General features: G+C 62.1%; 22 protein-coding genes and 1 pseudogene. 9 read left to right on the top strand and 14 right to left on the bottom strand.

From position 1 onward, the window contains the following. Positions 1 to 6 precede the first annotated feature (6 nt). The 5 genes from GN300_RS07340 to GN300_RS07320 all read right to left on the bottom strand — a co-directional run bounded on the left by GN300_RS07340 (position 7) and on the right by GN300_RS07320 (position 4899). The gene (locus GN300_RS07340) at positions 7 to 1596 is read right to left on the bottom strand and encodes a multicopper oxidase family protein (RefSeq protein ID WP_063315620.1); all 1590 of its coding nucleotides are present in this window, start codon (positions 1594 to 1596) and stop codon (positions 7 to 9) included. After that, positions 1593 to 2912 carry a hypothetical protein gene (locus GN300_RS07335; RefSeq protein ID WP_003940153.1) on the bottom strand — a complete coding sequence of 440 codons (1320 nt, stop codon included), beginning with the start codon at positions 2910 to 2912 and terminating at the stop codon, positions 1593 to 1595. The genes GN300_RS07340 and GN300_RS07335 overlap by 4 nt, the downstream gene beginning before the upstream one ends. Beyond that, the gene (locus tag GN300_RS07330; RefSeq protein ID WP_029256402.1) at positions 2909 to 3580 is read right to left on the bottom strand and encodes a methylamine dehydrogenase light chain; all 672 of its coding nucleotides are present in this window, start codon (positions 3578 to 3580) and stop codon (positions 2909 to 2911) included. The genes GN300_RS07335 and GN300_RS07330 overlap by 4 nt, the downstream gene beginning before the upstream one ends. 75 nt (positions 3581 to 3655) lie before the next feature. Further along, positions 3656 to 4264, bottom strand: coding sequence for a redoxin domain-containing protein (locus tag GN300_RS07325; protein ID WP_007729693.1), 609 nt, complete (start codon positions 4262 to 4264; stop codon positions 3656 to 3658). Between the two features lie 44 nt (positions 4265 to 4308). Beyond that, positions 4309 to 4899, bottom strand: a complete 591-nt coding sequence (locus tag GN300_RS07320) for a MauE/DoxX family redox-associated membrane protein (RefSeq protein WP_063315621.1) — start codon at positions 4897 to 4899, stop codon at positions 4309 to 4311. Between the two features lie 348 nt (positions 4900 to 5247). On the opposite strand from GN300_RS07320, the gene GN300_RS07315 reads away from it, so the two are divergent. Together GN300_RS07315 and GN300_RS07310 are read left to right on the top strand one after the other, a co-directional pair. Further along, on the top strand, positions 5248 to 6786 hold the full coding sequence (locus GN300_RS07315; protein WP_063315622.1) for an APC family permease: 1539 nt from the start codon (positions 5248 to 5250) through the stop codon (positions 6784 to 6786). After that, complete coding sequence (locus GN300_RS07310; protein WP_020909339.1) at positions 6783 to 7568, top strand: IclR family transcriptional regulator; 786 nt, start codon at positions 6783 to 6785, stop codon at positions 7566 to 7568. The genes GN300_RS07315 and GN300_RS07310 overlap by 4 nt, the downstream gene beginning before the upstream one ends. Before the next feature lie 2 nt (positions 7569 to 7570). Here GN300_RS07310 and cobU read toward each other — a convergent pair whose 3' ends face one another. The 4 genes from cobU to GN300_RS07290 are packed head-to-tail and all read right to left on the bottom strand — an operon-like array spanning position 7571 to position 11679. Then, positions 7571 to 8893: a bifunctional adenosylcobinamide kinase/adenosylcobinamide-phosphate guanylyltransferase gene (gene cobU / locus GN300_RS07305; protein ID WP_063315623.1), complete on the bottom strand. Its 1323-nt coding sequence runs from the start codon at positions 8891 to 8893 to the stop codon at positions 7571 to 7573. Then, on the bottom strand, positions 8893 to 9681 hold the full coding sequence (locus GN300_RS07300) for an ABC transporter ATP-binding protein (protein ID WP_058226645.1): 789 nt from the start codon (positions 9679 to 9681) through the stop codon (positions 8893 to 8895). Before GN300_RS07300 ends, cobU begins: the two co-directional genes overlap by 1 nt. Then, positions 9678 to 10712, bottom strand: coding sequence for an iron ABC transporter permease (locus tag GN300_RS07295; protein ID WP_042447095.1), 1035 nt, complete (start codon positions 10710 to 10712; stop codon positions 9678 to 9680). The genes GN300_RS07300 and GN300_RS07295 overlap by 4 nt, the downstream gene beginning before the upstream one ends. 7 nt (positions 10713 to 10719) lie before the next feature. Then, positions 10720 to 11679, bottom strand: coding sequence for an ABC transporter substrate-binding protein (locus GN300_RS07290; RefSeq protein ID WP_063316028.1), 960 nt, complete (start codon positions 11677 to 11679; stop codon positions 10720 to 10722). Positions 11680 to 11987: 308 nt separating this feature from the next. On the opposite strand from GN300_RS07290, the gene GN300_RS07285 reads away from it, so the two are divergent. Genes GN300_RS07285 through GN300_RS07275 form a run of 3 tightly spaced genes read left to right on the top strand, consistent with a single transcriptional unit; the run spans position 11988 to position 14337 of the window. Then, on the top strand, positions 11988 to 12404 hold the full coding sequence (locus tag GN300_RS07285) for a GntR family transcriptional regulator (RefSeq protein WP_003939899.1): 417 nt from the start codon (positions 11988 to 11990) through the stop codon (positions 12402 to 12404). Next, on the top strand, positions 12401 to 13270 hold the full coding sequence (locus GN300_RS07280; RefSeq protein WP_063315624.1) for an ABC transporter ATP-binding protein: 870 nt from the start codon (positions 12401 to 12403) through the stop codon (positions 13268 to 13270). Before GN300_RS07285 ends, GN300_RS07280 begins: the two co-directional genes overlap by 4 nt. Beyond that, positions 13267 to 14337: a hypothetical protein gene (locus GN300_RS07275; protein ID WP_064687790.1), complete on the top strand. Its 1071-nt coding sequence runs from the start codon at positions 13267 to 13269 to the stop codon at positions 14335 to 14337. The genes GN300_RS07280 and GN300_RS07275 overlap by 4 nt, the downstream gene beginning before the upstream one ends. A 1-nt stretch (position 14338) precedes the next feature. On the opposite strand, the gene GN300_RS07270 is transcribed toward GN300_RS07275, so the two are convergent. Beyond that, a complete protein-coding gene (locus GN300_RS07270; RefSeq protein WP_063315626.1) occupies positions 14339 to 14980 on the bottom strand; it encodes a DUF4232 domain-containing protein in 642 nt (213 codons plus the stop codon). A 190-nt stretch (positions 14981 to 15170) separates the two neighbouring features. Here GN300_RS07270 and GN300_RS07265 point away from each other — a divergent pair, with 190 nt between their 5' ends. After that, positions 15171 to 16016, top strand: coding sequence for an alpha/beta hydrolase (locus GN300_RS07265; RefSeq protein WP_054780970.1), 846 nt, complete (start codon positions 15171 to 15173; stop codon positions 16014 to 16016). 25 nt (positions 16017 to 16041) lie between these two features. Further along, positions 16042 to 17115, top strand: a complete 1074-nt coding sequence (locus GN300_RS07260) for a VIT1/CCC1 family protein (protein ID WP_007729922.1) — start codon at positions 16042 to 16044, stop codon at positions 17113 to 17115. An 8-nt stretch (positions 17116 to 17123) separates the two neighbouring features. Here the strand turns inward: GN300_RS07260 and GN300_RS07255 are convergent, their stop codons facing one another. Together GN300_RS07255 and GN300_RS07250 are read right to left on the bottom strand one after the other, a co-directional pair. Beyond that, positions 17124 to 18956, bottom strand: a complete 1833-nt coding sequence (locus GN300_RS07255) for an APC family permease (RefSeq protein WP_063315627.1) — start codon at positions 18954 to 18956, stop codon at positions 17124 to 17126. Positions 18957 to 19050: 94 nt separating this feature from the next. Further along, on the bottom strand, positions 19051 to 20262 hold the full coding sequence (locus GN300_RS07250) for a DUF2254 family protein (protein WP_063315628.1): 1212 nt from the start codon (positions 20260 to 20262) through the stop codon (positions 19051 to 19053). 117 nt (positions 20263 to 20379) lie between these two features. On the opposite strand from GN300_RS07250, the pseudogene GN300_RS07245 reads away from it, so the two are divergent. Both GN300_RS07245 and GN300_RS07240 read left to right on the top strand, forming a co-directional pair. Next, a pseudogene (locus GN300_RS07245) lies at positions 20380 to 22766 on the top strand (arylsulfatase). 47 nt (positions 22767 to 22813) lie between these two features. After that, entirely contained in the window at positions 22814 to 22951 is a 138-nt protein-coding gene (locus GN300_RS07240; RefSeq protein ID WP_156511708.1) for a hypothetical protein, read from the top strand. A gap of 8 nt (positions 22952 to 22959) precedes the next feature. Here GN300_RS07240 and GN300_RS07235 read toward each other — a convergent pair whose 3' ends face one another. Then, complete coding sequence (locus GN300_RS07235) at positions 22960 to 24615, bottom strand: FAD-binding dehydrogenase (RefSeq protein ID WP_003940084.1); 1656 nt, start codon at positions 24613 to 24615, stop codon at positions 22960 to 22962. Beyond that, complete coding sequence (locus tag GN300_RS07230) at positions 24612 to 25277, bottom strand: TetR/AcrR family transcriptional regulator (RefSeq protein ID WP_063315629.1); 666 nt, start codon at positions 25275 to 25277, stop codon at positions 24612 to 24614. The genes GN300_RS07235 and GN300_RS07230 overlap by 4 nt, the downstream gene beginning before the upstream one ends. Between the last annotated feature and the right edge of the window lie 89 nt (positions 25278 to 25366).

The raw sequence follows: 25366 nt of genomic DNA, 5'->3' as shown, positions 1-25366 counted from the left end.
GACTTGTCAGCGGACGTAACGCAGATTTGCCGTCATGCCGGCCTCGAAGTGGTAGGCGTTGTGGCAGTGGAACATCCACTCGCCGGGATTGTCGGCGTCGAACTCGATGGCAAGCTCGGTGCCGGGTAGGACGTTGACGGTGTCGCGGCGAAGTCCGCCGTAATCCGGTACCGCAAACGTGTGGCCGTGGGTGTGCATGGGGTGCCACATCGTGGACGCGTTCTTCATCGTGATCCGGACCCGTTCGCCCTGTTTCATGACGAGCTTGCCTGCATCGGCCCCCGCCATTCCCCAGACGTACCGATCGCCGGCCTGGATCAACTCGATGCGGTAGTCGCGATCAGGCGATTTCGTCTCGAGCCGTGCGGATTCCGTGGGCCGGAGTTCGCTTTCGGTGACCAGTCGGCCGGCCAGTTCCGAGAGGTTTCCGCCGACATCCGGGTTCGCCAGCGCCAACGCGTCGGTGCTGCGTAGGACGGTCGACGCATAACCATCTCGGCCCTCGACCTTCGCCACCACCGGCCATGTTCCCGACTTCACCGTCACCAGCACGTCGTAGCGCTGCGCCATTCCGACGATGATGGTGTCGGCGGGAGTTGGTTCCACGTCGTAGCCATCGGTAGCGACAATTGTCATCTCGTGACCGGCCACAGCAAACCGGTACGGAGTTTCGGCGGCTGCGTTGATGATTCGCAGTCGCAGGGTCGAACCGGGCGCTGCAGTCACGACAGCAGGATCGTTGGGTGGCCGCCCGTTGATCAAGTGCAGTGGATACGCGATGTGTTGAGTCATCCCGCCGAGTGGTTCGGAAGAACCGTGTCCGCCGCTCACCAACTGTTGCGCGACAGACATGTCGGCTTCCGAGTGTTCCGCCGGAGTTGTTGCCCCACCGCCGTGTCCGCCGTGCCCGCCCGAAATTGCCGGGTTCAGGGCCATCAGGACGGAATCCGGTGTGGTACCCAATCCGTCAAGCCAGTCGTCGAGCACTAGGACGGCATCGACGTCGGCCCCGGTGATGTCGTTCGGGTCCTCGACGATCAAGGCGCCGAACAGCCCCCGATCGGCTTGTAATCCGCTGTGCGAGTGGTACCAGTACGTTCCCGGATCCGGTGCGATGAAGTTGTACTCGAAACTCGAACCGGCGCCGATGGGAGCCTGCGTGGTGGGTGCCGCGCCATCCATGTCGTTGCGGATTCGAATTCCGTGCCAATGCAGTGTTGTCTCGGCGTCGAGGCCGTTCTGGACGCTGACGTTCACCCGGTCACCGGACTTCAGGCGAAGTTCCGGAGCCACCGCAGCGCCTCCGTACGTCCACGTGTCCACGAGGCGTCCGCCAAGATCTACCGTCGAGAATCCGGCGGCAAGGGCAAACGCAGCGGTGGTCCCGTTCCAGGCTCGCGCCGATTCTGCGGCGGCAACTTCCGGGTCGGTGGGCAGGATGTAGTCGAGATCGGTCGTCGGCGTCGGAGATGCTGCAGTGGAACTGCATCCGGCAATCGTCCCCATTGCGCCGAGCCCGAGTGCTCCGGCGCCGAGTGCTCCCAAACTCAGGAATCGGCGCCGGCCCATCACCACACCGGATCCGGGACGACTCATCGGAGTACTTCTGGTGTGATCAACCCGCTGACATCCCCGACGTTGCCCGAGACATCGACGGAACTGACCTGCTCGCCGGTGCTCGCGTTGTAACCCACGATCTTCTGCGGAGCGGAGCCTTCGACCTCAGGTCCCGAACCGAGCACGTAGAACGTGGCGCCGTCGACGGAAAAGGTCATGCTCTTGATGTCTGTCAAGCCGAGGTCTGCAAGCGTCAAGCTCTTCACCGGGGCGAAGGTTGTTGCGTCGGACAAGTCGATCTTGACCAGTGAGCCTCCCCGAGCAGAGTCCGGATGAATAGCCGTGTCCGTATACGCGATTGCGAGCCGGGTTGCGTCGGCGTTGATGACGTTCTCCGAGAATCGACCGGAGTCCTGCCCGGCGTTTCCGATCGGCTTGACACCTTCCTGAGGCAGTCCGTTGGAGAAGTCGAAGACGTACACATCGCCGTTCTCACTGACCAGCAAGGCTTTTTGTGCTTCCGAGGCCCACGTGACCTTACGGGTGGAGACAAAATCCTCGGGTAGGACCTTGCTTCGGGCGGTTTCCTTCGGAACACCGTCGTCACCGATCGTGACGTGCAGCAGTTCCCGGGTGTCCTCGCAGACGCTGTACAGCTCGTGATCGACCATCCACGTGAACGGACCGCAGCCGACTATCTGGAGTGCACCGGTCGCTTCCTTCTTCTCGAGGTCGACCACTCTGATGCCGTACAAACCGTCGTCCCACGTGACGAAGAACTTGCCGTCGGACGTCACGGCGTTCGAGCCGGGACGGGAATGTACGCGTGCGACGTCCGGAAGCATGACCTCGGCTGGTTCCAGCAGGTTTCCGGAGTAGGTGCTGACCGTGAAATCTGCCGCGCCGCGGGAACCTCGGGGCCGCCACACCTCGGCAGCGAGCACCGCAGGATCCTCGGCGGAATCCCCGACGAATCCGTGAATGACCGGATCCCAGATACCAGGGCCGACGGTGATCCGGCTCTCGGCCACACCGGTTTTCGGATCGATGACGTTGACGCTGAGCTCGAGTTGGCCGAATCCACCTTCGACGCCCAGCAAGCGGTCAGCTGCGATCGGGGTGATCGAACCGACGTGCAACGGCTCGGGAATGGTATCGCCGATTTCCTGGTCGTCGTGACCGAGGGAGATCCCCTCGCCCGGAGCAGTGAACGGAACTGTCGGATAGGTGACATCGCCTGCGCTGGAGGGTTCGTCGTTGTCGGACGAACTGCAACCGGCCAGCGCGAGTACGACGGTGAGTGGGATGACGGCAACGGCGGGTCGCGCCAGTTTTCGGGTTCGCGGACTGCTCATGATCCGGCACCGACCTTGGGGCGCTCGGCCGGTCGAGTCTGGCAGTCCTCACCGATGATGGGCGCCATCGTGCAGGTGTATGCCTGGGACTCGTCGGAGACACACCAGATGATTTCCTGGTCGTAGCTTCCGGAGACCGGGTTGTACATCACGGCCTGCATGTCCGGTTCGCCGCAGAATGCGTTGGAACACGAAGGCGCACCGCAGCAGTCGTAGTAGGCGATCAGATAGGTCTTGCCGGTATCAGGGTTGGTGCAGCATCCGACCCAGAACTCTGCGCCGGGCTTGCTGCCGGGGGCGCAGGTGGTGACACCGCCGCCGTTGCATGCGGCACAGGACGTTCCGTCCATGTTGCACCAGCGCCAGTACTCGCACTCGGCCGGATCTTTACCGTCGTAGACAGGGACAAGAGGTTCGGGGCCAGGTGCCGGCGCAGGAACCTCGGGCTCTTGGGCGAAGGCACTACGTGTCACAGGAAGTGTGCTGATCAGTGCCACTCCTGACACACCCATGGTCCACTTGCCGATCCGGCTGATCATGGACCGCCGCGAAACGCGTTCGGAGAGTTTGCGTCCGGTTCGACTGGTGAGCGAACCGCCCTGGCCCGCCATCCATTCGGCCTGGGCCTGAACTGTCGCCTCGTCGACGGGATATCGATTCTCCGTCATGTTGTGCTGCGGGAATTCATTGTCGTCCAACGATTTTCTCCTGATTCGTGAAGAGGATCGAACTGTGCAGGAAGATCAGGCCGCGCTGCCGGATTTCGCCTGGGCATGAAGGTGCTGGAGTGAGGGGGTGCCGGATTCGAGCGCATTGAGCAGGCTTTCCACCTGAGCCATGTGATTGCACAGGCCCTTTCCTCGGATCTTGCCGTGCTCGTCGAGAATCACGCCGTACGGAGTGGTGCCCACCTGGTACGCGATACCGACGTCTCGAGCGTCGATGTAACTGAGCTCGGAACCGATCCCGCTACCGGCCAGGAACTCGCGATGCTCTTCGGTTGTTCCGTCGGAGATGATGATCACGTCGAGATCCGATTCGGCTCGGGCCATTGCCCTTACGCCGGGAAGAAGGCTCTTGCACGTCGAGCAACTCGGTGCTGTGAACAGCAGGAGTTGAGGTTTGTCGCGGTGACCACCGACTCCGACGGTCCGTCCTTCCTGATCGATGAGACCGGCAAACGACGGGCCGGCCTGTTCGACCTTGGGGCCGGTATCCATCATCCGGGCACCGAGAGGTCCGAGACGTACTTGTACGCGGCCGATTTCACGAGCCAGAGCAAGAACCATCAAGAACAGTACGGCTACGGCGATCACCAGGATCACTGTCGCGACAAGGAGGAAAGTGGTCATCGTGGTAGTCCTGCCTTCGAGTTTTCAGTGGTGGGGATGTAAGTTCACGAGCCGTACCGGGACGCGGTTTCGGCGGTTCGGAGGCGGATGGAGGCGCTCGACAGATAGTCGTCGACTGGGCGTCGTCCGAGGTGGACCACCGAACGAATCTGTGCGAGCGCAACTCCCGCCAGAACGAGGAGGAATCCGAAGGTCGTCGCCACGACCTGGACGCCGATCTCAGCCTGTCCGGCGGTGACCGACAGTGCCACAGCGATCACCGCGAGTGTTCCGGCGCGAACGGCGTGGAACCATCCGATACGCGGAATCTCGCCGACTCCGAATGCAAAACATCCGCAGTCCAGATCGCGTCGCCCACGCAGGAGGTTGATCGTGAGGCCCGTGAAGAACGACGCGAACATGACGGCAGCAACCAAGGCGGCGAGGCGATGGGCCACGCCGAGAACCAGAAGGATGCCTACGACGGTTTCCGCGACGGGAAGGATGCGAGCGAGCGGTACTTCGAGTCGCACCGGCAACACTTTGTATCCGCGCACCGAACGAAGGACCCCGTCGTGGTCGTTCAGCTTGGGAATGCCGGCGAGCAGGAGAACAAATCCGATGATCGCCGAAGTGGTGGCGCTGACCAAGTCCATGCTTCCTCCGTTCCTCTCGGGTAGTGCCGGTGGTGTGTGGGACACATCCTGTACGGGCGATGCTGCGAATCCGCGTCGACCGCGCTACGCCTGGACGAGGTGCAACTGAGAGAGCAGTTGTCGTGTGAGAATCGGAGAACTCGCAGGTCAAGGTGCTCCCGGAGGGGCCGGATACCGTCGGCCGCCCTTGATCCGGCATGACGCTGGGTGGGAAACAGAGTCGGATTCTCACTTGAAAGTTCTGTGCGCGCCATCGTGGAAACTGCGCGGAAACATAAGCGGACTAACTTGACCGAATTCTGACAATTCGCTCGTAGGTTCGGGCCTGGACGCGACGGACGGTGACTCATGGCCGTGAGTGCGGCACTGCGTGCGGCGATCACGCGAGCGCAGAATGCGGATCAACACAGTGAGCCCGTGTTCTCCCCGCTCCGTGGTCTCGGACGAGGACGTTTGACCCCGATCGACCTGTTGGGGCAATCACTTTCCACGATCGCTCCGGCAACGGGAATGGTGTTCATCGCCCTGTGGATGATCACCTACAGTCCCGGCTACGTCGGGTTGGCTGCGATTGCTGCGACAACTTCGGCGGTGTTTCTCGTTGCGTTCTGCATCACTCAGTTCACGCGGAGACTGGCCGCAGCAGGATCGTTGTACAGCTTCGTCTTCCAAGGCTCCGGTATCCGGGCGACACTGACGGCGGGTGCCGCACTGGTACTCGGGTATCTCGGAATCTCGGTTTCGGTTTTCTCGCAGGCAGTTCCGAGTCTGCTCGATACCATCGCCATTGTCGGCCCCGACGTGCGAGGGCCTGCCGCGACGGTGATCACGACGGTGGCGATTGCCCTGGCCGTCGCGTGGATTGCAGTGCGAGGCGTCCGGTTCGCCACCCGAGCGATCCTGGTCGTCGAAGCGTGCTCGTTGATTCTCATCGTCGTGGTCATGCTGGCGACGCACAGTGACACGACAACTGCTGTTGCCCTGCCGAATCCGTCGCTGAGTGCAGTTCCGTTTCTCGCGATGCTGACGGTGCTCAGCATGGCGGGCTTCGAAAGCTCGGCCTTCTTCGGCCCGGAAGCGAAACGACCACTCATCAGCGTCACACGCACGGTTCTCATTTCGCCGATCATCTGCGGGGTCCTCTTCGTTTTTGCGGCCTGGGCGGCGATGACCGGCCACGGCGCAACGATCGTCGGAGCGTACTTCGAAGGAAAGGCATCCGGAGCCAGCGCGGAAGTGGTTCTGGCAGTCAAGATCGGAATGACGTGTTCCTGGTTCGCATCCACTCTCGGTTGTGCGCAGGCGGGTTCGCGGTTGTTGTACTCGATGGGGATCGAACGGGTACTGCCTGCGCCGCTCGCTCGCGTACACAGACGGTTCCGCACCCCGTACGTTGCGGTACTTGCGTTCGTCGCGGTAAGTGCGGCGGGCGTATTCATCTATTCGGATACGGTTCGCGACGATTCGGGATCCTTCGACGGCGTGGTGGAGACCGCGTTGGTCTGCGCTTACACGCTGGTGGCCTTTGCTTCGTGGAAGTTCTTGCGCCGAATCGGGGAACATACTTCGCTGACCCGGATATGCACTGTGTCCGTGAGCGTCGCCGGTGCCGGTCTATTGGTCTACATCGTTCTCGACGGTGCGGTTCACGGGATGTGGGCACTGCCGATCGCTGCTCTTGCTGTTGCTGTGTCGGGGACAGTGTGGAGTTCATTGCTTCGAAGAGCCAGACCGGAAAGCCTTCTGATGGTGGGCGCTTTCGACAGCGTCGAGACGGCGGACCTGTTGCCCGGTGCGGGCACTCTGCTGATCGACGGTGACGGGCGAAGGCGACTCGTTCCGGATCGTGGGACCGCCGAGGGTGACTCGCCGGAGCATGGGCGGTGACCGCGGACCGTGCAACCGCTGGTCCACGATCAGGCAAACAGATCGGCGACGAGACCCACTTCAGTGGACAACAACCGCGTGCGGTCCAGAAGGCGCTGGGGATGCTCGAGGCGGTGGCTCATCTGGGACCGGGAACAACCGCGAAGGAGATCGCCACTTTTGCAGGCGTTCCGTCGGCCACGGCGTACCGGATGCTGAATCTGCTTGTGGCGGAAGGCTTTCTCGTGCGGGTGCCGGACCTGTCAGGGTTCGCGTTGGGGCGTCGGACTGCCGAGCTCTCGCATGCGGCGTCGTCGAGTGGTCCGGCGCCGACGCTGCACGAGCGCGTCGAGGACATGCGGACACACACGAGGTTCGGATTGCACGTCGCCTCATTCGCTGGTGGGCGCTTGAGGTTCGTCGACAAGGATCCGGATCACGAGATCATCGGAATAGCGGCACTGGCCAAGAACCTTCACGCGAATGCGCTGGGGAAGGTTCTGTTGGCGCACGACGAGCGGCTGCTTTCGGGTTTGGAACTTCGCCGGGTCACGGAGTTCACCCTCGGTGATTTCGATGCGTTGTATGAGCAGTTGAGGTCTGTTCGCCTGCAGGGTTTTGCGTTCGAGAACCAGGAATGTCGCCTGGGTCGATCCGCGGTCGCAGTACCGGTTCGAGATCACGCAGACCAGGTGGCCGGCGGGTTGTGTGTTCAGGGAGCGAGCGGGCGAGTGACGGACGAGGATCGAGAGTTGGTCGGTTTCCTACTCGATTGCGCGCGTCAGCTCACCGGATTGCTCTGACGTCACACGCGCAGGCTCAGGGGGAGCCCGGCGGTCATCAGGACCACGGACTCCGATTCACTGGCGATGCGGCTGTTCACCAGACCGAGTAGATCGCGGAACAGTCTCCCGGACTTCGTGTCCGGGACGACGCCGCTTCCCACTTCGTTCGTGACGGCGACAATCGGAACCGGACAGGCGGTCCAGGCGTCGGCCAACCGGTCGATATCTGCGTGGACGTCGCTGAGATCTTCTGTCGCCCACGCCTGATGTCGGTCCAGACGTGCGGTCAGCCACGTGCCGAGGCAGTCGATCAGGATCGGTGTTGTTGCGGCCACGAGAATTTCGGCGACCTCGGAGGTCTCTACCGTCGTCCACGTCGGCGGCCTCCGCGCGCGATGCGACGCAATTCGTTCGATCCAGTCGGGATCGTCGTCCTGCGGATCCCCGGTGGCGATGTACGTGACGTGCCGGTAGCCGGCAAGCAGGCCCTCCGCGTAAGTGGACTTGCCCGAGCGGGCGCCACCGGTGACCAGAGTTCGATGGCTCTGTCCTACCCCGATCTCGAGCACAGCTCCATCCGGAACCGCTCGCGCCCCGGACGTTCGAAGTGCTTCCGAGAGTTCGTTTTCGACCGGGTTGTGGTGCCCGAGGTGTACGGCGACCACATCGGTTCGATCGGTGATCGCGGTGCAATTGCGTAGTCGGCTCACCGTCTCCGCGAAACTCGGCAGATCATGGTGCCCGGTGCCGTGGTCAGTCTTGTGGCCGAAGGTCTCTTCGAGAAAGACGGCGTCGAAACGGGCGTCGGCAAGGGCGTCGACAGTGACTTCGGGCAGAGGCCCGGTGTCGGTGGCCCAGAAGATTCGGGTTCCGGATGCGTCGGTGATGTCGTAGAGAAGGGTGGTTACTTCGTGCGCGGCTTCGAGTGCGCGAACACGATAGGTGCCCAACATGATCGACTGGCCGGTCTCGAGCGGTGTGAAGGTCACCGGGTCATCCGGGCCCACCCAGTCTCGGCAGGGAGCGAGCGCGTCGGGTGGTCCGAGAACCTGGAGCGGTTCGGTGCGAGACGCCCAGGACCGGAACAGCAATGCCATCGGGCCGAGGTGATCAGGATGAGAATGCGTCAGCAGGATGTGTTCGACGTGTGCCAGCGTGCGACCGAATCGCGACGCGGCGCGCGGTACTTCGGGTCCACAGTCCAACAGGATGCGGTTGTCCAGCAAGGCAGCGGTGTGTCCGCGAATGGTTTCATTCGACAATGCCGCCAGGCAGGAAGGGCAAGTGCAGAACGGGTTCGGCCAACCGTCGGCAGCGCCGGTGCCGAGCATCACCAGTTCCATCAGCGGGTGCCTTCCTGCCGAATCGGAACAACGATGGGACCGCTGGGCCGTTCCAGGATTTCGACGCGAGCGCCGTACACGCGGCCGAGGAGGTCTGCCTCCAGCACCGCTGAGGGTGTACCGTCGGCAACCACGCTGCCCTTGTCCAGCAGCACAATTCGTCGACCGTATTGACCCGCGAGAGTGAGATCGTGCATCGCGGCGATGACCGTGATGTTGTCGTCTTCTCGCAGTTCCTCCACCAAGTCGAGAACCTGCTGCTGGTGACCGATGTCGAGGGCGCTGGTGGGTTCGTCCAGGAGCAATACCTGCGGCTCTTGAGCCAGTGCCCGAGCCAGGACCACGCGTTGCAATTCGCCGCCGGAAAGTTCGGTGGCTCGTCGATCTGCGAACTCGGTGAGGTCGAGCCTTTCGATCACCGAAGTGATCACCGAACGATCTGTGGCGGTTTCGGTTCCGAATCGTCGTAGATACGGAGTGCGGCCGAGCGCAACCAGTTCCTTGACCGTTGAGCCCTCGGGTACTACCGGACGCTGAGGCATCAACGCGACGACGGCGGACATCGCCTTGCGGCTGGAATTGCGAGGACTCAGTCCCCCGACCGAGAGCTCACCGGTAGACGGAATCAATCCAGCGAGGGCATGCATCAAGGTTGTCTTGCCGGCGCCGTTCGGCCCGACCACGGCAACCCAATCGCCTGGTGTCACATCGAGATCGATGCCGTCGACGACGTCCTTGCCGCCGAGATTGACTCGGAGGTCGCGGCACCGCACTGCGCTGTCGGTCATGCCGAGACCCGGCTGCGGCGCAGAACCAGAAGGAAGAACGGAGCGCCGATCATCGCGGTCACAACTCCGATGGGGAGTTCGGCCGGTGCCATGACCGTGCGGGCGGCAACGTCGGTGAGGACAAGAAACGCCGCTCCGAGCATGAGTGACAGGGGGAGAAGCAGCCGATGAGACGGGCCGACGACCAGTCGAACCGCATGGGGAACAACGATTCCGACAAAGCCGATGAGTCCACTTGCACTCACGACCGCGGCCGTTCCCAGAGTTGCGGCGAGCACCAGCACCAGGCGTGATCTGGCCGGGTCGACGCCGAGGCTGGCGGCTTCGACGTCACCTACGGCCATCACGTCGAGTACGCGTCGGTGTACCAGGATGACGGCAGATGCCAGCGCGACGTACGGCAAGACAACCAGAACTTCCGACCAACCGTCGGTGGACAGTCCGCCGAGTAGCCAGGAATAGACCTCGCGCAGTGAATCGTCGAACCGCTGCTGAACAAAAGTCTGCGCTGCATTCGTGAACGCTGCGACTGCGACACCGGCGAGGATGATGACTACCGCGTTCTGCGGCCCGCCAATGCTTCGACCGAGCGAATAAGTTGCGAACACTGCCAGCACACCACCGACGAAGGCGGCCATGGGAATTCCGAACATGCCCAGCGCTCCACCCGAAACGATGGCGAGGGTTGCGCCCAGTCCGGCTCCGCTGGAAACTCCGAGGAGATACGGATCCGCCAAGGGATTGCGGAACACGCCCTGGTAGGCGGCGCCGGCTACCGCCAACATTGCTCCGACCAACGCGCCCAGGACTACTCGCGGAAGCCGGATCTGCCAGAGAATGGCCTGCTGTGTTGCGGTGAGGCCGGAATCTATATGGATGCCGGGTATTCCGTCCAGAAGTTCGAGAATGGTCCGATCAGGCGTCAAACCGGCCGGCCCCACCAGAACACCGATCAGCAAGGCGGCGCACAGAATTAGCGCGGCGCCGAGCAGAACGGCGGTCCGATGTTGGGAGATACCGGCTTTGATCATCGAGTGCTCAGGCCGTGGGAACTTGGGCAACGATGGCAGCGACGGCCTTCACCTGGTCGGCGACACGAGGTCCCCAGCGGCTGGAGAGGTCTTCGTCGAGCACATGGATCTGGTTGCCGGTAACCGCTTTCATGCCGCTCCACCCGGGTCGAGCGGCGACGGATTCTGCTGTCACTCCGCAGCATTGGGAGTCTGCGAGAAAGATGAGATCGGGATTGGCCTGTACCACGAATTCGGCGGACAACTGCGGATAGTCACCCTGCCCCGCGGCGTCGGCGATGCTCTTCATTCCGAACAGCGAGTAGATCTGCCCGACAAAACTCGAACTCGTGACGGTGTAGAGCGAGGAGTCGAGTTCGTGGAAGTACGTCAGCGGCTGTTGGCGCGCAGGAACACTGGCGACAGCGGCGTCGATGTCCGAGCGCATGGTGTCGACAACTTCGGTGCCCTTGTCCTCGTGGCCGGTGGCCTTCGCGACGCGCTCGATCTGGGCGTAGACGTCGTCGATGCTCGTCGCTGCCGGTAGTAGGAGTGTCGGCACCTTCGCCTTTTGCAGTCCGGAGACAAGATCGTTCATGTCATCCGATGCGATCACCAGATCCGGTGCGTAGCCGAGGATGGCTTCGACGTTCGGTTGAAAGCCCGAGAGATCGGTGACCGGGATACCGGCCGGGTAGTCGGACTGATTGTCGACGGCCTTCACCTGATCGCCCGCGCCGACGGCCCACAGGGTCTCGGTGGCGCTGGGACTGAGTGACACGATCGACTGCGGACGTGACTCGATGGTGATGTCCGTGCCGGAATCCGTGGGACCGGAAACAACAGTCACCGGGAACGAGCCGTCCGAGGCCGCTGTGGTTGCGGGTGCATCGGACGTCGAGCTACTGCACGCACCGGCAAGCAGTGCGGTGCTCACCGTCAGTGCTGCAAGTACAGATCTGAATTTACGTGTCGGCCGAGTACTCACAGCCACCCCTCCGCTAGTGGCGAAGGGTCGCGAGCAGCGCGGCCGCGAGGCGAAGCGCCACGAGCGGTCCTTCGTCCGAGAACCATCGTGTCGCCACGAGGCCGGTGACCTGACTCGTTCGCCTCGAGTAGTGACGGGCGAATTCACAGTTGCGTCGACAGTGCCGGGGTTTCACCGAACTTCACACGAGCAGCGTGGCACCCCGGTGAACCGGGGCATCTGCACTTTACAGGGGTCGTCTGGCTTGACCCGGGAGGTCAAGGCAGGGTAAATATCTATTCCACTAATGAACTAGTGAAAGGGTTCGGATGATCGACTTCCGTATCGACCGCCGATCCGGCATTCCCACTTACGTGCAATTGGTCCTTCAGGTGAAGCAGGCGCTCAGGCTCGGTGATCTCCAAGTCGGGGATCGGCTGCCCACAGCCAAGGACGTCGTGGGAGCGCTCGCGATCAACCCGAACACAGTCCTGAAGGCCTACAAGGAACTCGAGCGCGACGGACTTGTCGCCCCGAGGCCCGGATTGGGCACGTTCGTCGTGAAGTCCCTGGCCAAGCCCGGTATGGCGGAAAGCTCTGCGCTACGTCGTGAGTTGGCGCGTTGGGTGGCAGATGCCGTGGCCGCCGGACTCGAGCGCACGGACATCGAAGCATTGGTGAGTTTGGAGCTCGAGAAGACGTTCATCGAAACGGATCCGTCCGGAAAGCAGGGGGAGACATCATGACTGCGCAAGAATCGGCACTGACAATGCAGGACGTGGACAAGCGCTTCGGCAAGAAGAAGGTGCTCGACGCCTGCACATTCGAGGTCGCGACAGGAAGCATCACTGCCCTGGTCGGGGTGAACGGAGCGGGCAAGTCCACACTGATGTCCTTGGCGGTCGGGTTGACGATGCCTGACCACGGTTCGATCACCGTCCTGGGCAGCACGCCGGATCAGGACGGCATCTGCCCAGGCCTGTCGTACCTCGCTCAGCACAAGCCCCTGTACCCCAAATTCACTGTGGCAGAACTTCTTCGATTCGGCGCATACACCAACGACGAGTGGGATGCGAAGTACGCTCTGGATCTGGTGGAGCGCGCTGGAATTTCTCTCGATGCGAAGGCGAAGACTCTGTCACCAGGTCAACGAACCAGGGTTGCACTGGCTTTGGCGCTCGGACGCAGGCCGCAGTTGCTTCTACTCGACGAGCCTCTGGCAGATCTCGATCCCGTGGCGCGGCGGTCTGTGGCGACCACTCTGCTCGAAGACGTTGCCGAGTACGGCACCACGGTTCTGTTGTCTTCACACATCGTCTCCGAATTGGCAGACGTCTCGGATCGACTTCTTCTGCTGGGCGGCGGAAACGCGAGATTGTCCGGTCCGTTGGATGAATTGATCGCTGCCCATTACGTATTGATCGGGGACGGCGATCCCTCGGACGTGGTCGGCGCCGGTGCGGTCATTCATACCGAGAAGGGGATGCGGTCGAATTCTCACGTGGTGGAGGGAATGCGTCCGAGCCCTCGGGACGGCTGGGTGATCGACGACGCAACTCTCGACGACGTGGTGCTCGGGCACCTGAGCGCAGAAACGATGGTGGCGGCATGATCTGGGTTACGTGGCGGCATCACCGGACATCGCTCGTTGTGTCGTTGGGATTCCTCGCGGCATTAGCAGTCATTGTCTTGTCGAGTGGTGCGATCATCAAGAGCGGCGGACAAGCCCAACTCTTCGGATCGCCTCTCAGTTGCTTCGATGACATCACCGCTATCTGCACGGCAGAGACTGCTCTCACACTGACGACAGTGGTTGCTACTGCTCTGCCGGTGTTCCTCGGCGTGTTGATCGGTGTCACCGTGTTTTCGCGGGATGTCGAACAAGGAACACACGTACTGGGGCTTACTCAATCGGTCAGTCGGACTCGTTGGTTCTGGACCCGGGTGTTAATCGTCTTCCTGCCGATTTCTGTGGCTTCGTCATTGCTCGGATTTGCACTGCAATGGGCTCGATCTCTCCCGGACAACTCCCGGTATGCATTTGTTGCCGGGCGTTCGACTTTCGTCGAGATATCGAACCTGTCGTATCCGCTCTTTCAATCCAGCGGACTGGTCTTGGGTGCATACACATTCATGGCACTCATGCTCGGAGCAGCACTGGCTTTGCTGGTGCGTAGTTCGATCGGCGCAATGGCGATCACGATGGTCGGTGTTGTTGCGATCCTGGCAGCATTTCAGTTGGTTGCACGACCCGATTACGCCGAGCCGAGTGTCCGAACGTCACCCGTCGCCGGATTCAGTTCCTACTATTCGAGCGATACCAGTATCCCCGCGGTCAATTGGGAACTCGCGCAGGGATATGTCGACCTCCGAGGTAACTGGGTCGACGTCAAATACGACGAGTGCACGTGGGGTGGATCAGGCGATGAGGACCCGTACGACCAGCGCCCGGAGGAGACCGGCGCCGAGTACAGCCTCCGCATGGATGTGCTCTCAGCGCAGCAGAACAGAGAGATGGAGATTTGTTTGCGGCAGCACGGGGTCGACCACTACGAAGTTCGCTACCACTCGGATGATCGGTTCTGGCGTTTCCAATTCACGGAAGCTGCACTCGTCCTGTTCCTTTCGGGATTGTTCCTCCTGCCGGCGCTCTGGGGTCTACGACGCCTCAAGCCGTGACTCAGCGGGCGACCGGCGCGACCGTCAGCTGGTTGATGTTCGCGCCGGTCATCGAGCAACCCTTGGTGGGGTAGGCGAGGAAGACCGAGTCGTAGCTGTTGGGTGGGTAAACCCTCAGTCCCGCAACGTCGGTCAGGCCGCACTGATCTGCCGGGTAGTTCTCGACGTTCGTAGCTCGCACCAAAGACGTTGCGGCAGAGCCAGGGGCAAGGGAGACGAGTGAACCGGATCCGGAGCGGCCGGCTGCAGCACCCACTTCGCTTCCGGACGCTCCCGTGACATACGAGACGCCGGGGAAACCGTCGAGCGTGCACGTGCGGCCGCCCGTGTTGGTGAAGACCACCGGAAGCTCCACAGAACCGGCGGCGCCACTCGACTCGCCGAGGGTGACGTTCAGTTCCCCGATCGCGCAGCCTTCGGGATTGGGTGCCGTCGAGGTTGTGGTTTGGGTGTGATCGGTATGGGTCGTCGAAGGTGAAGCGGTGCCGGTCTGGGTCGTCGGCGCAGAGGCGGTCGTCGTTGAGGCGGGTGCCGGTGAACTCTCGGCCGTTCCCGTTTCATCCGAGCCGCAACCGCTGAGAAGGGCGAGAGCAGCAAGTGGAGCCGCCAACAAGCCGACGTTGCGCATGCGGTTCGAATTCATCGCTCTGTACTCCTCAGGCTGGTCGACAACTGTTTCCGAACATCCGTGTCCGGTATATCCGAGTTTGAAGCCGGATGTGCAGAAACGAATCAGGCTCGCCGGTGATCAGGACCTACTTCCCGGATGGATTGCCGTTGCGGATCTAGCATGAGAAATGACCTGTCCGGATCGCGATCACCGGGAGTAGCGCATGTTCACCTTCACCAGCGACGACGGAGTGGTCATTCATGTCCACGAATGGCCCACCGAGCAGGAACCTCGAGGGGTTGTTCAACTCGCGCACGGTATGGGTGAGCACGCAAAACGCTACGCACACGTTGCCGAAGCCCTGAATGCTCGCGGTTTCCACGTCTACGCGGCGGACCACCGCGGCCACGGTGAGAGCATGCACGCCGGCCCAGGCAACATCGGCGACGACGGCTGGAACCGCTTGGTTGCAGACATGGTGACCCTCACGGGCATCATCCGCGACAAACACCCCGGCCTGCCCGTCGTACTGCTCAGCCACAGCCTCGGTTCGTTCGCTTCGCAGCAGTACATCCTCGATCATTCGCACCTGATCGACGCCGTCGCACTGTCGGGGACCACCGCGGTCGATCAACTGATCGAGAGCCTCGTCAACGAGGGCCCGGACGTCCTCGCCCAGTTCAATGCGGAATTCGAACCGGCCCGTACTCCGCACGACTGGCTCAGCCGTGACGAAGCGCAGGTGGATTTGTACATCAACGATCCGCTGTGCGGTTTCAGCCTGGACGACGCCGGCATGGGTGGACTTATCGCAGCGGGACCGAGGTTCGTCGACGTCGAGGGCGTGCGACAAGACCTTCCGATCCTGGTCTTCGTCGGCACCTCGGATCCTCTCAACGCCGCGCTGAGCCGTACCGACGTCGCAGTCGAACGGTACAACTCGGCGGGGATCGAAGACGTCACCTATTACACCTATCCGGGCGCCAGGCACGAGATCTTCAACGAGACCAACCGCGACGACGTCATCAACGATCTGACGACGTGGATGGACCGCGTACTCGAAGCGTGACCGCCTCACCGGAAAGGGGAACACGATGTCCACAGTTCCGGCCGCACGACCCGATCCAGACCCGCGAGATGTCAAGCGCTGGAGACGATACCTCGCCGACGAACAAGCCGAGGCCGCCGTCTACCGAGACCTCGCGAGTAGGCGCAGCGGCGAGGAGCGCGAAATCCTTCTCGCACTGGCCGACGCGGAGGGGCGACACGAGGCGCACTGGCGAGCGCTACTCGGCGATCACGTCGGCAAACCACTTCGCGGCGATATCCGCACTCGGATACTGGGCTTTCTGGCCAGGCGCTTCGGCTCCGTCTTCGTGCTCGCTCTTGCGCAGCGCGCGGAGACGCGATCCCCGTATCCCAACGACGCCGACGCGACTGCATCGATGGGCGCGGACGAGAAGATCCACGAAGAAGTGGTGCGGGCCTTGGCCACTCGGGGTCGGAACAGACTTTCGGGGACGTTTCGTGCCGCCGTCTTCGGAGCCAACGACGGCCTGGTCAGCAATCTCGCCCTTGTACTCGGCATCAGCGGTAGCGGCGTCTCCAACCAGATCGTTCTGATCACCGGCATGGCCGGGCTTCTGGCCGGCGCCCTGTCGATGGGCGCCGGCGAGTACGTTTCAGTCCGCTCGCAGCGAGAGTTGTTGGAAGCGTCCAATCCTGGTCCGGCTGCCAGCGAAGCTGTCGGCCTGCTCGACGTCGACGCGAACGAATTGGCCCTGGTCTACCGGGCCCGCGGTATGTCCGCCGAGGAAGCGGACCAGCGCGCCGCCGAGGTCCTCGCGAACAGCACCTTCGGCGCCGCGGACGTTGTCGACGACCATGAAGCCGTCGGAACCGGGTTGGGCGCAGCGGCGGCAAGTTTCTGCTTCTTCGCCTCGGGCGCAATCATTCCGGTGCTGCCGTATCTGTTCGGCCTGGAAGGCATGACGGCTCTGATCGTCGCATCTGTTCTCGTGGGGATCGCGTTGCTGACGACGGGCGTTGTGGTCGGGTTGCTCTCGGGCGGGCCGCCGTTCAAGAGGGCTCTACGCCAACTTGCGATCGGCTACGGCGCTGCCGGCGCGACGTATCTGCTCGGCATGCTGTTCGGGACTTCGCTCTGAGCGTCTGCTTACGCGCGTAGGGCGGGATCGCGGTGAGCCGGATCGATCCGGACCGGAATTTGGCACACCACGGCCTCGGTGTGTTTGCGCAGTGCATGAGCGATCTCGTCGGTCCGTTGGCTCGGGAGGAACCGGTGCCATCTGGTTGCCGGGTCGATGGTGGCGACTACGACAAAGGTCTCTCGGTGGGGGAAGTGCATACGGACGTATCGAGCGAGAGTGTTCCCCACCGAATTCTCGGTGTCCTCGATGACGATCAAACGCGAATTCGGATGTCGGGCTTGCCATCGGCGGGTGAAGTCCGTCGTCGATTCGTGGGCAAGGCAGACTCGAATTGCGATGGGCTGCGAAGACATCGCTGTTGCTGCGGCCATCGCGCGGGTGGAGAGTGACGTAACTTCGGATACGGGCACGAGCACCGCTGGTTTGTATCCGATTGACGGAGAATCGCTCTCACTCTGAACGGTCAGCCGTGTACCGATATGCGTGTATGCGCCCCGGATGCGTTCCATACCGAGGACGAGCGCAGGGAGGGCGAGAGCGATCAGCCAGGCTCCCTCGGTGAACTTCATGGCGGTGGTCACCACTGCTGCGATCGAGGTCAACACTGCGCCGAAACCGTTGAGCGCCAATCGCCATTCCCAGCCCGGTGTCCGTTCGGCGAGCCAGTGCCGCACCATGCCGAACTGCGCGAGCGTGAATCCGATGAACACACCGATGGCGAACAGCGGCACCAAGGTGTTCATGTTTCCGCCCGATCCGACTAGCAGGAGAGCGCCGACGCCGCCGAGCGACAAGACGCCGTACGTGAAGACGTCGCGCGTCGACTTTCGGCTGAAGCGGTGTGGGAGCACGTTGTCGTCGGCGAGGATTCGCATCAGATTGGGGAGTCCGCCGTACGAGGTATTCGCGGCCAACGCCAACAGAATCACAGTGGAGAATTGGACGACGTAGTAGCCCACACCATTTCCGAGGGCAGCGGAAGTGAGTTGCGACAGGACCGTTGTTCCAGGGACTGGGGCCAGTGAGAACTTCTCGATCAACACGGCAAGGCCGATCAACATGGTGCCCAAAAGGATTCCCAGAGCTACTTCGGCGCGCTGAGCGCTACGCACGCGAGGCTTCTTGAAACTGGGTACGGCATTGGCGATGGCTTCGACACCGGTCAATGCGGCGCAACCACTCGAAAATGCCTTGAGCAGAAGGAGAATGCCGATCGTGTGTGCATTGTCGACGATAAAGGGAGCTGTTGCGGCGGCAGGGTTTTCCCGAAGCAGTCCGGCACCGATCACCGTGAAGATGCTGACGACAAAGATCACGGTGGGCAACATGAATACCCGCGCGGAATCTGCGATACCCCGCAGATTCAGTGCCGTGATGCCGCCGAGTATCGCCAGTGCGATCCAGACCGTGTGGGGGAGAAGTGCGGGGAAGGCGGAGGTCAGAGCCGCGACACCGGCTGCGATCGATACCGCGACGTTGAGGGTGTAGTCGACGATCAACGACGCGGCGGCGGTCAAACTTGCCCGCGGGCTCAGATGCTTCTTTGCGACGGCGTAGGCGCCACCGCCTTCGGGAAATGCGGCGATCACTTGGCGGTACGACGCCACCAGGACCACAAGCAGCACTGCGATGGCGATCGTCACCGGCACGGTGAAGCCGATCCCCGCGCCGCCTGCGAGGGCCAACACCAACACGATGGCCTCTGGACCGTACGACACCGAGGCCATCGCGTCGAGCGACAGACCCGCCAGTCCGGTTGCGACGGAGAGCTTTTGCTTCTCAGGTTCGCCGCCGGCGCGGATGGTCGACGATATGACTCCACGGTGTCCGAGTATCACTGCATGTCTCACCGAGTCAGTATCGTCATTTCCCGTAGCTCTGAGACTGATCTTGACGATGCTTTGACGCGATGGCCCGCAAATCTGTACGGGTTCACAACGGGGGTTCGAGTCGCGGGAAGCCTTGTGACAGCTGATCAATCCAGCGAGCGCGCTTGGCGAGAATATCGCGGTTCCGAGACTCCGATTGGGCGGCGACGTGCGAAAGTAGGTCGCGAAGTCGGCCCAGAACGAGTGGCGAGTTCGATGCCGAGGCTATGACGTCGTCCAGTCCGGTTCTGACGAAGCTCGTGAAGTCGGGCAGTGGAATCACCACACGCAGATCACCACGCTCGTCGACGGCCCGGATCGAATCTGCGCGTACGGAGGCCACCAGAGAGAGGAGGTCCTCGATCTCGTCCAGAGCCTGCACGGCCGTCGCAGGATCGTTGATAGCGGGTGAGAGCGCTCTGAGCGCGATGTCAGCCAACAACCGAATCGCGAGTAGGGGGTCCTGGGTGAAGGTCCGCTCACTCCCACTGACCAAGGCGTCAAGGATCGTGTTGGCGGGCATGGGTCCGCCGTAGACGTCGGCGAGCGGCAATCCGTCTCGCAGCGTGCTACCCGGCGACACTCGGAGGACCACCATGGATCGGCAGTTCCGGGCGTTCTGCAGCAGATCTTCGACGAGGATCTGCTGCAGAACGGCCGGCGGTCGATGCCACTCGATTGTCGTGATCACCGGAAGTGTTGGTAGAGGAGGCAACTCCAGATCGGTGGTGGGGTACACGGCGGCGAAGACTGCTCGGCCACGACTCGAGATCGTGGTCAGTACAGGAGCCAACTGGATGGCCGAGAATGCGCGCAGCTGGAGCAGCCTGATCAGCGTCAGCGTGGCCAAGAGCGCCAGCACTGCGAGACTTGGCACAACCACGGACACATCCGTTTCGTTGCTGATGGCGAGCGCCGCCGTGATGTCGAAAACCGACTGGCCTATCGCGAAGGCAAACGTCCGCCACACGATGGGGTCGTCGCGGAACAACAACAAGCGAGGGGTGAAGGTGGTCGCGGCCCATTGGACGACGAGGAACAGCAGCGAGAAGATCACTGCCACTACACCCAATAGCCCCAGTCCGAGGGCAACGAGCATCTCGCTGACCTGACGGGCAGGAATCATCGGGCCGCTCCGGACGTACGGCATCCCCAGTCCGGCAGCCAGTCCCACGACGACGCACAGGATCTGGGTCAGGCCGGCACGTACACGGCGCTGGGGGACGAGGAAGGCATGCCCGATCGGGGTGGGAGCGAAACGTCCGGGCTGATCCACACTTCAAGCCTCCACGCTGCGGCAATGGTGCGCCTTCACCCGAAACGGATGATGTCGACGTCGTCGTGATCCTGAAACGCTTGAAAGAGCCACGTGAGAGACAGAAGGCGAGACGTCATGACGGATCCGACAGACCAGAGCCGCGCCGTACTACCGATTCCGGATCGACAACATCTTGGTCTGGTGACGTACGACGCGAAGGATCCGGACACCGAGTTTCCGCCGATCACTCCGCTACTACCGCCGGCCGGCGCACCCAACGTTCTGGTGGTCCTGTTGGACGACGTGGGATATGGCGCGAGCAGTGCCTTCGGCGGACCAGCGGACACACCGACTGCTGAGCGATTGCAAAGTAATGGGCTCACGTACACGCGGTTTCACACGACGGCACTGTGTGCTCCGACCCGCGCCGCTCTTCTGAGCGGGCGCAACCATCATTCGGTCGGCATGGGATCGATCACCGAAACCGCTACCTCGGCTCCTGGTCTTTCCGGCCTGCGGCCGAATACCAAAGCCGCACTGCCGATGACGTTGAAACTCAACGGATACTCGACGGCGCAGTTCGGCAAGTGTCACGAGGTTCCGCCGTGGCAAACATCCCCGGTGGGACCGTTCACGTCGTGGCCAACGGGAGAAGGCGGATTCGAGCATTTCTACGGATTCATCGGCGGGGAGAACAACCAGTATTACCCGGCGCTGTACGAGGGCGTCGCGCCTGTCGAGCCGGACAAGACACCGGAGGAGGGTTACCACCTCACCGAAGACCTTGCCGATCACGCGATCGACTGGGTTCGGATGCAGAAGTCCTTGGCTCCGGACAAGCCGTTCTTCGTCTACTTTGCACCCGGCGCCACACATGCACCGCACCATGTTCCGAAGGAGTGGGCCGACAAGTACGAGGGCCGGTTCGCAGGAGGTTGGGACGCTCAACGCGAATCGATTCTCGAGCAGCAGAAGCAGCGGGGGGTCGTTCCCGCGGATGCGGTCCTCACCCCGCGGATGCGGTCCTCACCCCGCGTCCCGAGGCCATTCCGGCGTGGGAGGACATGAGTGAGGAGATGAAGCCCGTCCTCGAACGCCAAATGGAAGTCTATGCAGGATTTCTCGAACACACCGATTTCCATGTCGGCCGGCTTGTCGATGCGATCGAAGAACTCGGAGCTCTCGACAACACCCTCGTGTACTACATCATCGGAGACAACGGAGCATCCGCAGAGGGGACGATCAACGGCGCTTTCAACGAGATGGCCAACTTCAACGGACTCGCCGCCATCGAGACGCCCGAGTTCATGGCGGAAGTGAAAGACAAATTCGGTACCAAGGACGCATACAACCACTATTCCGTGGGGTGGGCGTGGGCAATGTGTACGCCGTATCAGTGGACGAAACAGGTTGCGTCACACTGGGGTGGCACCCGTAACGGGACGATCGTGCACTGGCCTGCAGGGATTCGGACCAAGGGGGAGACGCGGTCGCAGTTCACCCACGTCATCGACGTTGCACCGACGATCCTCGAAGTCGCGAAACTACCGGAACCGACCTTTGTCAACGGCGTCCAGCAATCACCCATCGAGGGGACCAGCATGGTCTACACCTTCGACGACGCCGAAGTCGCCGAACGTCACGATCTGCAGTACTTCGAGATGGCCGGCAACCGTGGAATCTATTACAAGGGTTGGAGTGCGGTCACCAGGCACAGCACTCCGTGGCTTTTCGCGGAGGCACTCCCCGCTCTCGACGACGACGTGTGGGAGCTCTACGACGGGTCTCAGGATTGGACGCAGTCCAAAGATTTGGCGGCCGAGTTGCCGGAGAAACTCGCTGCACTGCAACGCTTGTGGTTGATCGAAGCAGTCAAGTACAACGTGCTTCCGATCGACGACCGAAGATTCGAGAGGTTCAACCCTCACATCGCGGGGCGTCCGCAGTTGGTGTCCGGGAATCGACAGGTTCTGTTTCCCGGAATGAAACGGCTGAGCGAGCACAGCGTGCTGAGTATCAAGAACCGATCATTCAGTGTCACGGCAGCAGTCGACGTCGCGGATGGCATTACTGCCAACGGTGTGATGATCGCGCAGGGAGGCAGATTTGGTGGCTGGGCACTTTACGCGCGGGAAGGCCGCGCCAAATTCGTCTACAACCTATTGGGCATGACCGAGTTCGTCATCGCTTCCGACGTTGACATTCCGGCAGGATCACACCAGATCAGAGCTGAGTTCACTTACGACGGAGGTGGTCTCGCGAGAGGCGGTGGGGTCACGATCTATCACGACGGTCGCGAAGTGGGCTCAGGTCGCGTCGAGCAGACGCAACCGATGGTGTTCTCCGCGGACGAGACCACCGACATCGGGGATGACTACGGCATGCCTGTCAGTGTCGATTACAGTGGCGCAACCACATTCAACGCACGTATCGACGTCGTGCAGATCGATGTCGGTGACGACGACCATACCCACCTCATCGATCCGGAGGAGGTGGCGCGAGTGGCGGTGTCCAGACAGTGATTCCACAGGCAAGAGCAGCAGTCACAATCTCCTGAGGGAGGGTCGCAATGCCGACCGTCATCCGAACTGTTCACGATCTGGTCCGCCACGCGCGCGGGCCGACGCACCATCACCACCATCAATCCGTGCACGAGGCGCGGCGAATACGTGCCCACCACATTCTGGTCACGCATTCGCTCGCCTGATTTCGGGGCTACAGGTCGCGCGCCAATGCTCGTCCGGCTGCGCGGCCCGAGAAGATGCAGCCGCCGAGGAAGGTCCCCTCGAGTGCGCTGTAACCGTGGACTCCGCCGCCGCCGAAGCCCGCGACTTCACCGGCTGCGTACAGGCCGTCGAAGACACTGCCGTCGGCCTTGATGACCTGCGAATCCAGGTTGGTTTCCAAGCCGCCGAGAGTCTTGCGTGTGAGCAGGTGCAACCGGACCGCGATCAGTGGGCCGTTCTTGGGGTCCAGGATCTTGTGCGGTGCAACGACGCGCACGATCTTGTCTGCCAACAGATTACGGGCACCGTGGATGGCGGTGACCTGGAAGTCCTTGCTGTACTTGTTGTCGACTTCGCGGTCGCGGGCGATCATCTCGCGCTCGATGTCCTCGTAGTCGAGGAGCGGTTCGTCGGTGAGGGCGTTCATGCCGTCGACCAGATCACGAAGGTTGTTGCGCACAACGAAGTCGGCGCCCTTCTGCTTGAACGCCTCGACCGGTCCCGGCGCGCCCTTCTTGATTCGTTCGAGGAGGAGCTTGAAGTCGCGGTTGGTGAAGTCCGGGTTCTGTTCCGATCCCGAGAGTGCGAACTCCTTCTCGATGATCTTCTGGTCGAGGATGAACCACGTGTACTCGTGGCCGCTGTCCAGGATGTACTTGAAAGTTCCCATCGTGTCGAAGCCCGGGAAGTTGGGGACCGGCAGACGCTTGCCGGTGGCGTCGAACCACATCGAGGACGGTCCGGGAATGATTCGGATTCCGTGGTTCGGCCAGATGGGATTCCAGTTCTGGATGCCTTCGGTGTAGTGCCACATGCGGTCGCGGTTCACGATGTTTCCGCCCGCGGATTCGGTGATTTCGAGCATGCGCCCGTCGACGTGCGCCGGTACTCCCGTCAGCATGTGCTTGGGTGCCTTGCCGAGTCGCTCGGGCCAGTTTTTCTTCACCAGTTCGTAGTTGCCGCCGATTCCACCGGATGTGACCACGACGGCCTGTGCGGCGAACTCGAATTCGCCGATGGGGGTGCGCGAGCTCTTCACGCCGCGCAGATCACTGGAAGGTTCGAGGACGGTTCCGCGTACACCGGTGACCGCGCCGTCGGTGACCACCAACTGATCCACCTGGTGGCGGTGCTTGAACGTGACCAGTCCGCGCTTCTGGGCCGCAATCACCTTGGTCAGAAAGACATCGACCACGCCGGGGCCGGTTCCCCAGGTGAGGTGGAAGCGCGGCACCGAATTGCCGTGTCCAAGAGCCATTCCGCGGCCGCGTTCGGCCCAGCCGACATTCGGCATCAGGCGAAGCCCCAGATCGTGCAGGTACTGACGCTTGTCGCCGGCCGCGAACTCGACGTACGCCTTGGCCCACTGACGCGGCCAGTGATCTTCGCGGTCGCGGTCGAATCCCGCTGTGCCCATCCAGTCCTGCATCGCCAACTCGAGGGAGTCCTTGATGCCGAGTCGGCGTTGTTCGGGGCTGTTCACGAGGAAGAGTCCGCCGAGAGACCAAAATGCCTGCGCGCCGAGGTTGGCAGCGTTCTCCTGTTCCACGACAAGGACTTTGCGGCCCGCGCGCGTCAGTTCGTAGGTGGCGACCAGTCCCGCCAGCCCTGCCCCGACAACGATGACGTCAGCTTGTTCGCTCACGACAACTCCTCTTCCGATTGGTTGTTCTGGATTATTTCGCTGTAGGACAGCAGAATTCGAGTGAAGATATCGCGGCGCAGTGCAAAGGCGGCGTTGGTGTCGGTATCGACGAGGCACTGCACGCTGGTGCCGTCGTGCACTGCAACCAATGCCCGTCCCAACGCCGTCGGGTCGCCGACGATTGTTCGCCCGACGTCGCTGAGTGCGGACTCCATGATGGGCAACAGGGTGCGAAGGATCGCGTCTTCACGGTCGGCAAGGGCTTTGCGAAGTGCCGGGTTGCGGAGCGCGTGGGCTGTGAATTCCGCGTTGATCCGGTACCACTGCGGGTCGACCGGAACCACCGCCACGATCCGGGCGACAGCGGCATGGATGTCGACGGTGTTACCGGCGGTGATCGACTCCGTCGCCAACCGCAGATCGGCGAGCATTGCTGCGGATCGCTGCTCCCACATCGCGAAGAACAATTCGTCGAGTGAATCGAAGTTGGAGTAGAACGCGCCTCGGGAGTATCCGGCGCGTTCGCAGATCTGCTCGACCGTGGCGTGCCCGAACCCGGCTTCGGAGAAGACATCTGCAGCCGCGTCGAGCAGGCGCTGCCGGGTCTGACCACGGCGTTTGGTGACACGCTTGGCCGGCGAGTTGTCCGTTCCAGTCGTCATCGGCGCCTCCGTCAGGGTGGGACCCCAAACGATACACCGATGTATCCGATGCGTAGGCGTATCTCGATCTGTTCTTCTTCGCAGGTATT

The sequence above is a fragment of the Rhodococcus sp. Ni2 genome (assembly GCF_021352185.1).
Lineage (GTDB): Bacteria > Actinomycetota > Actinomycetes > Mycobacteriales > Mycobacteriaceae > Rhodococcus_F > Rhodococcus_F qingshengii.
Note: the sequence above shows the minus strand (reverse complement) of the source record. Positions and strands in the feature narration are given on the sequence as shown.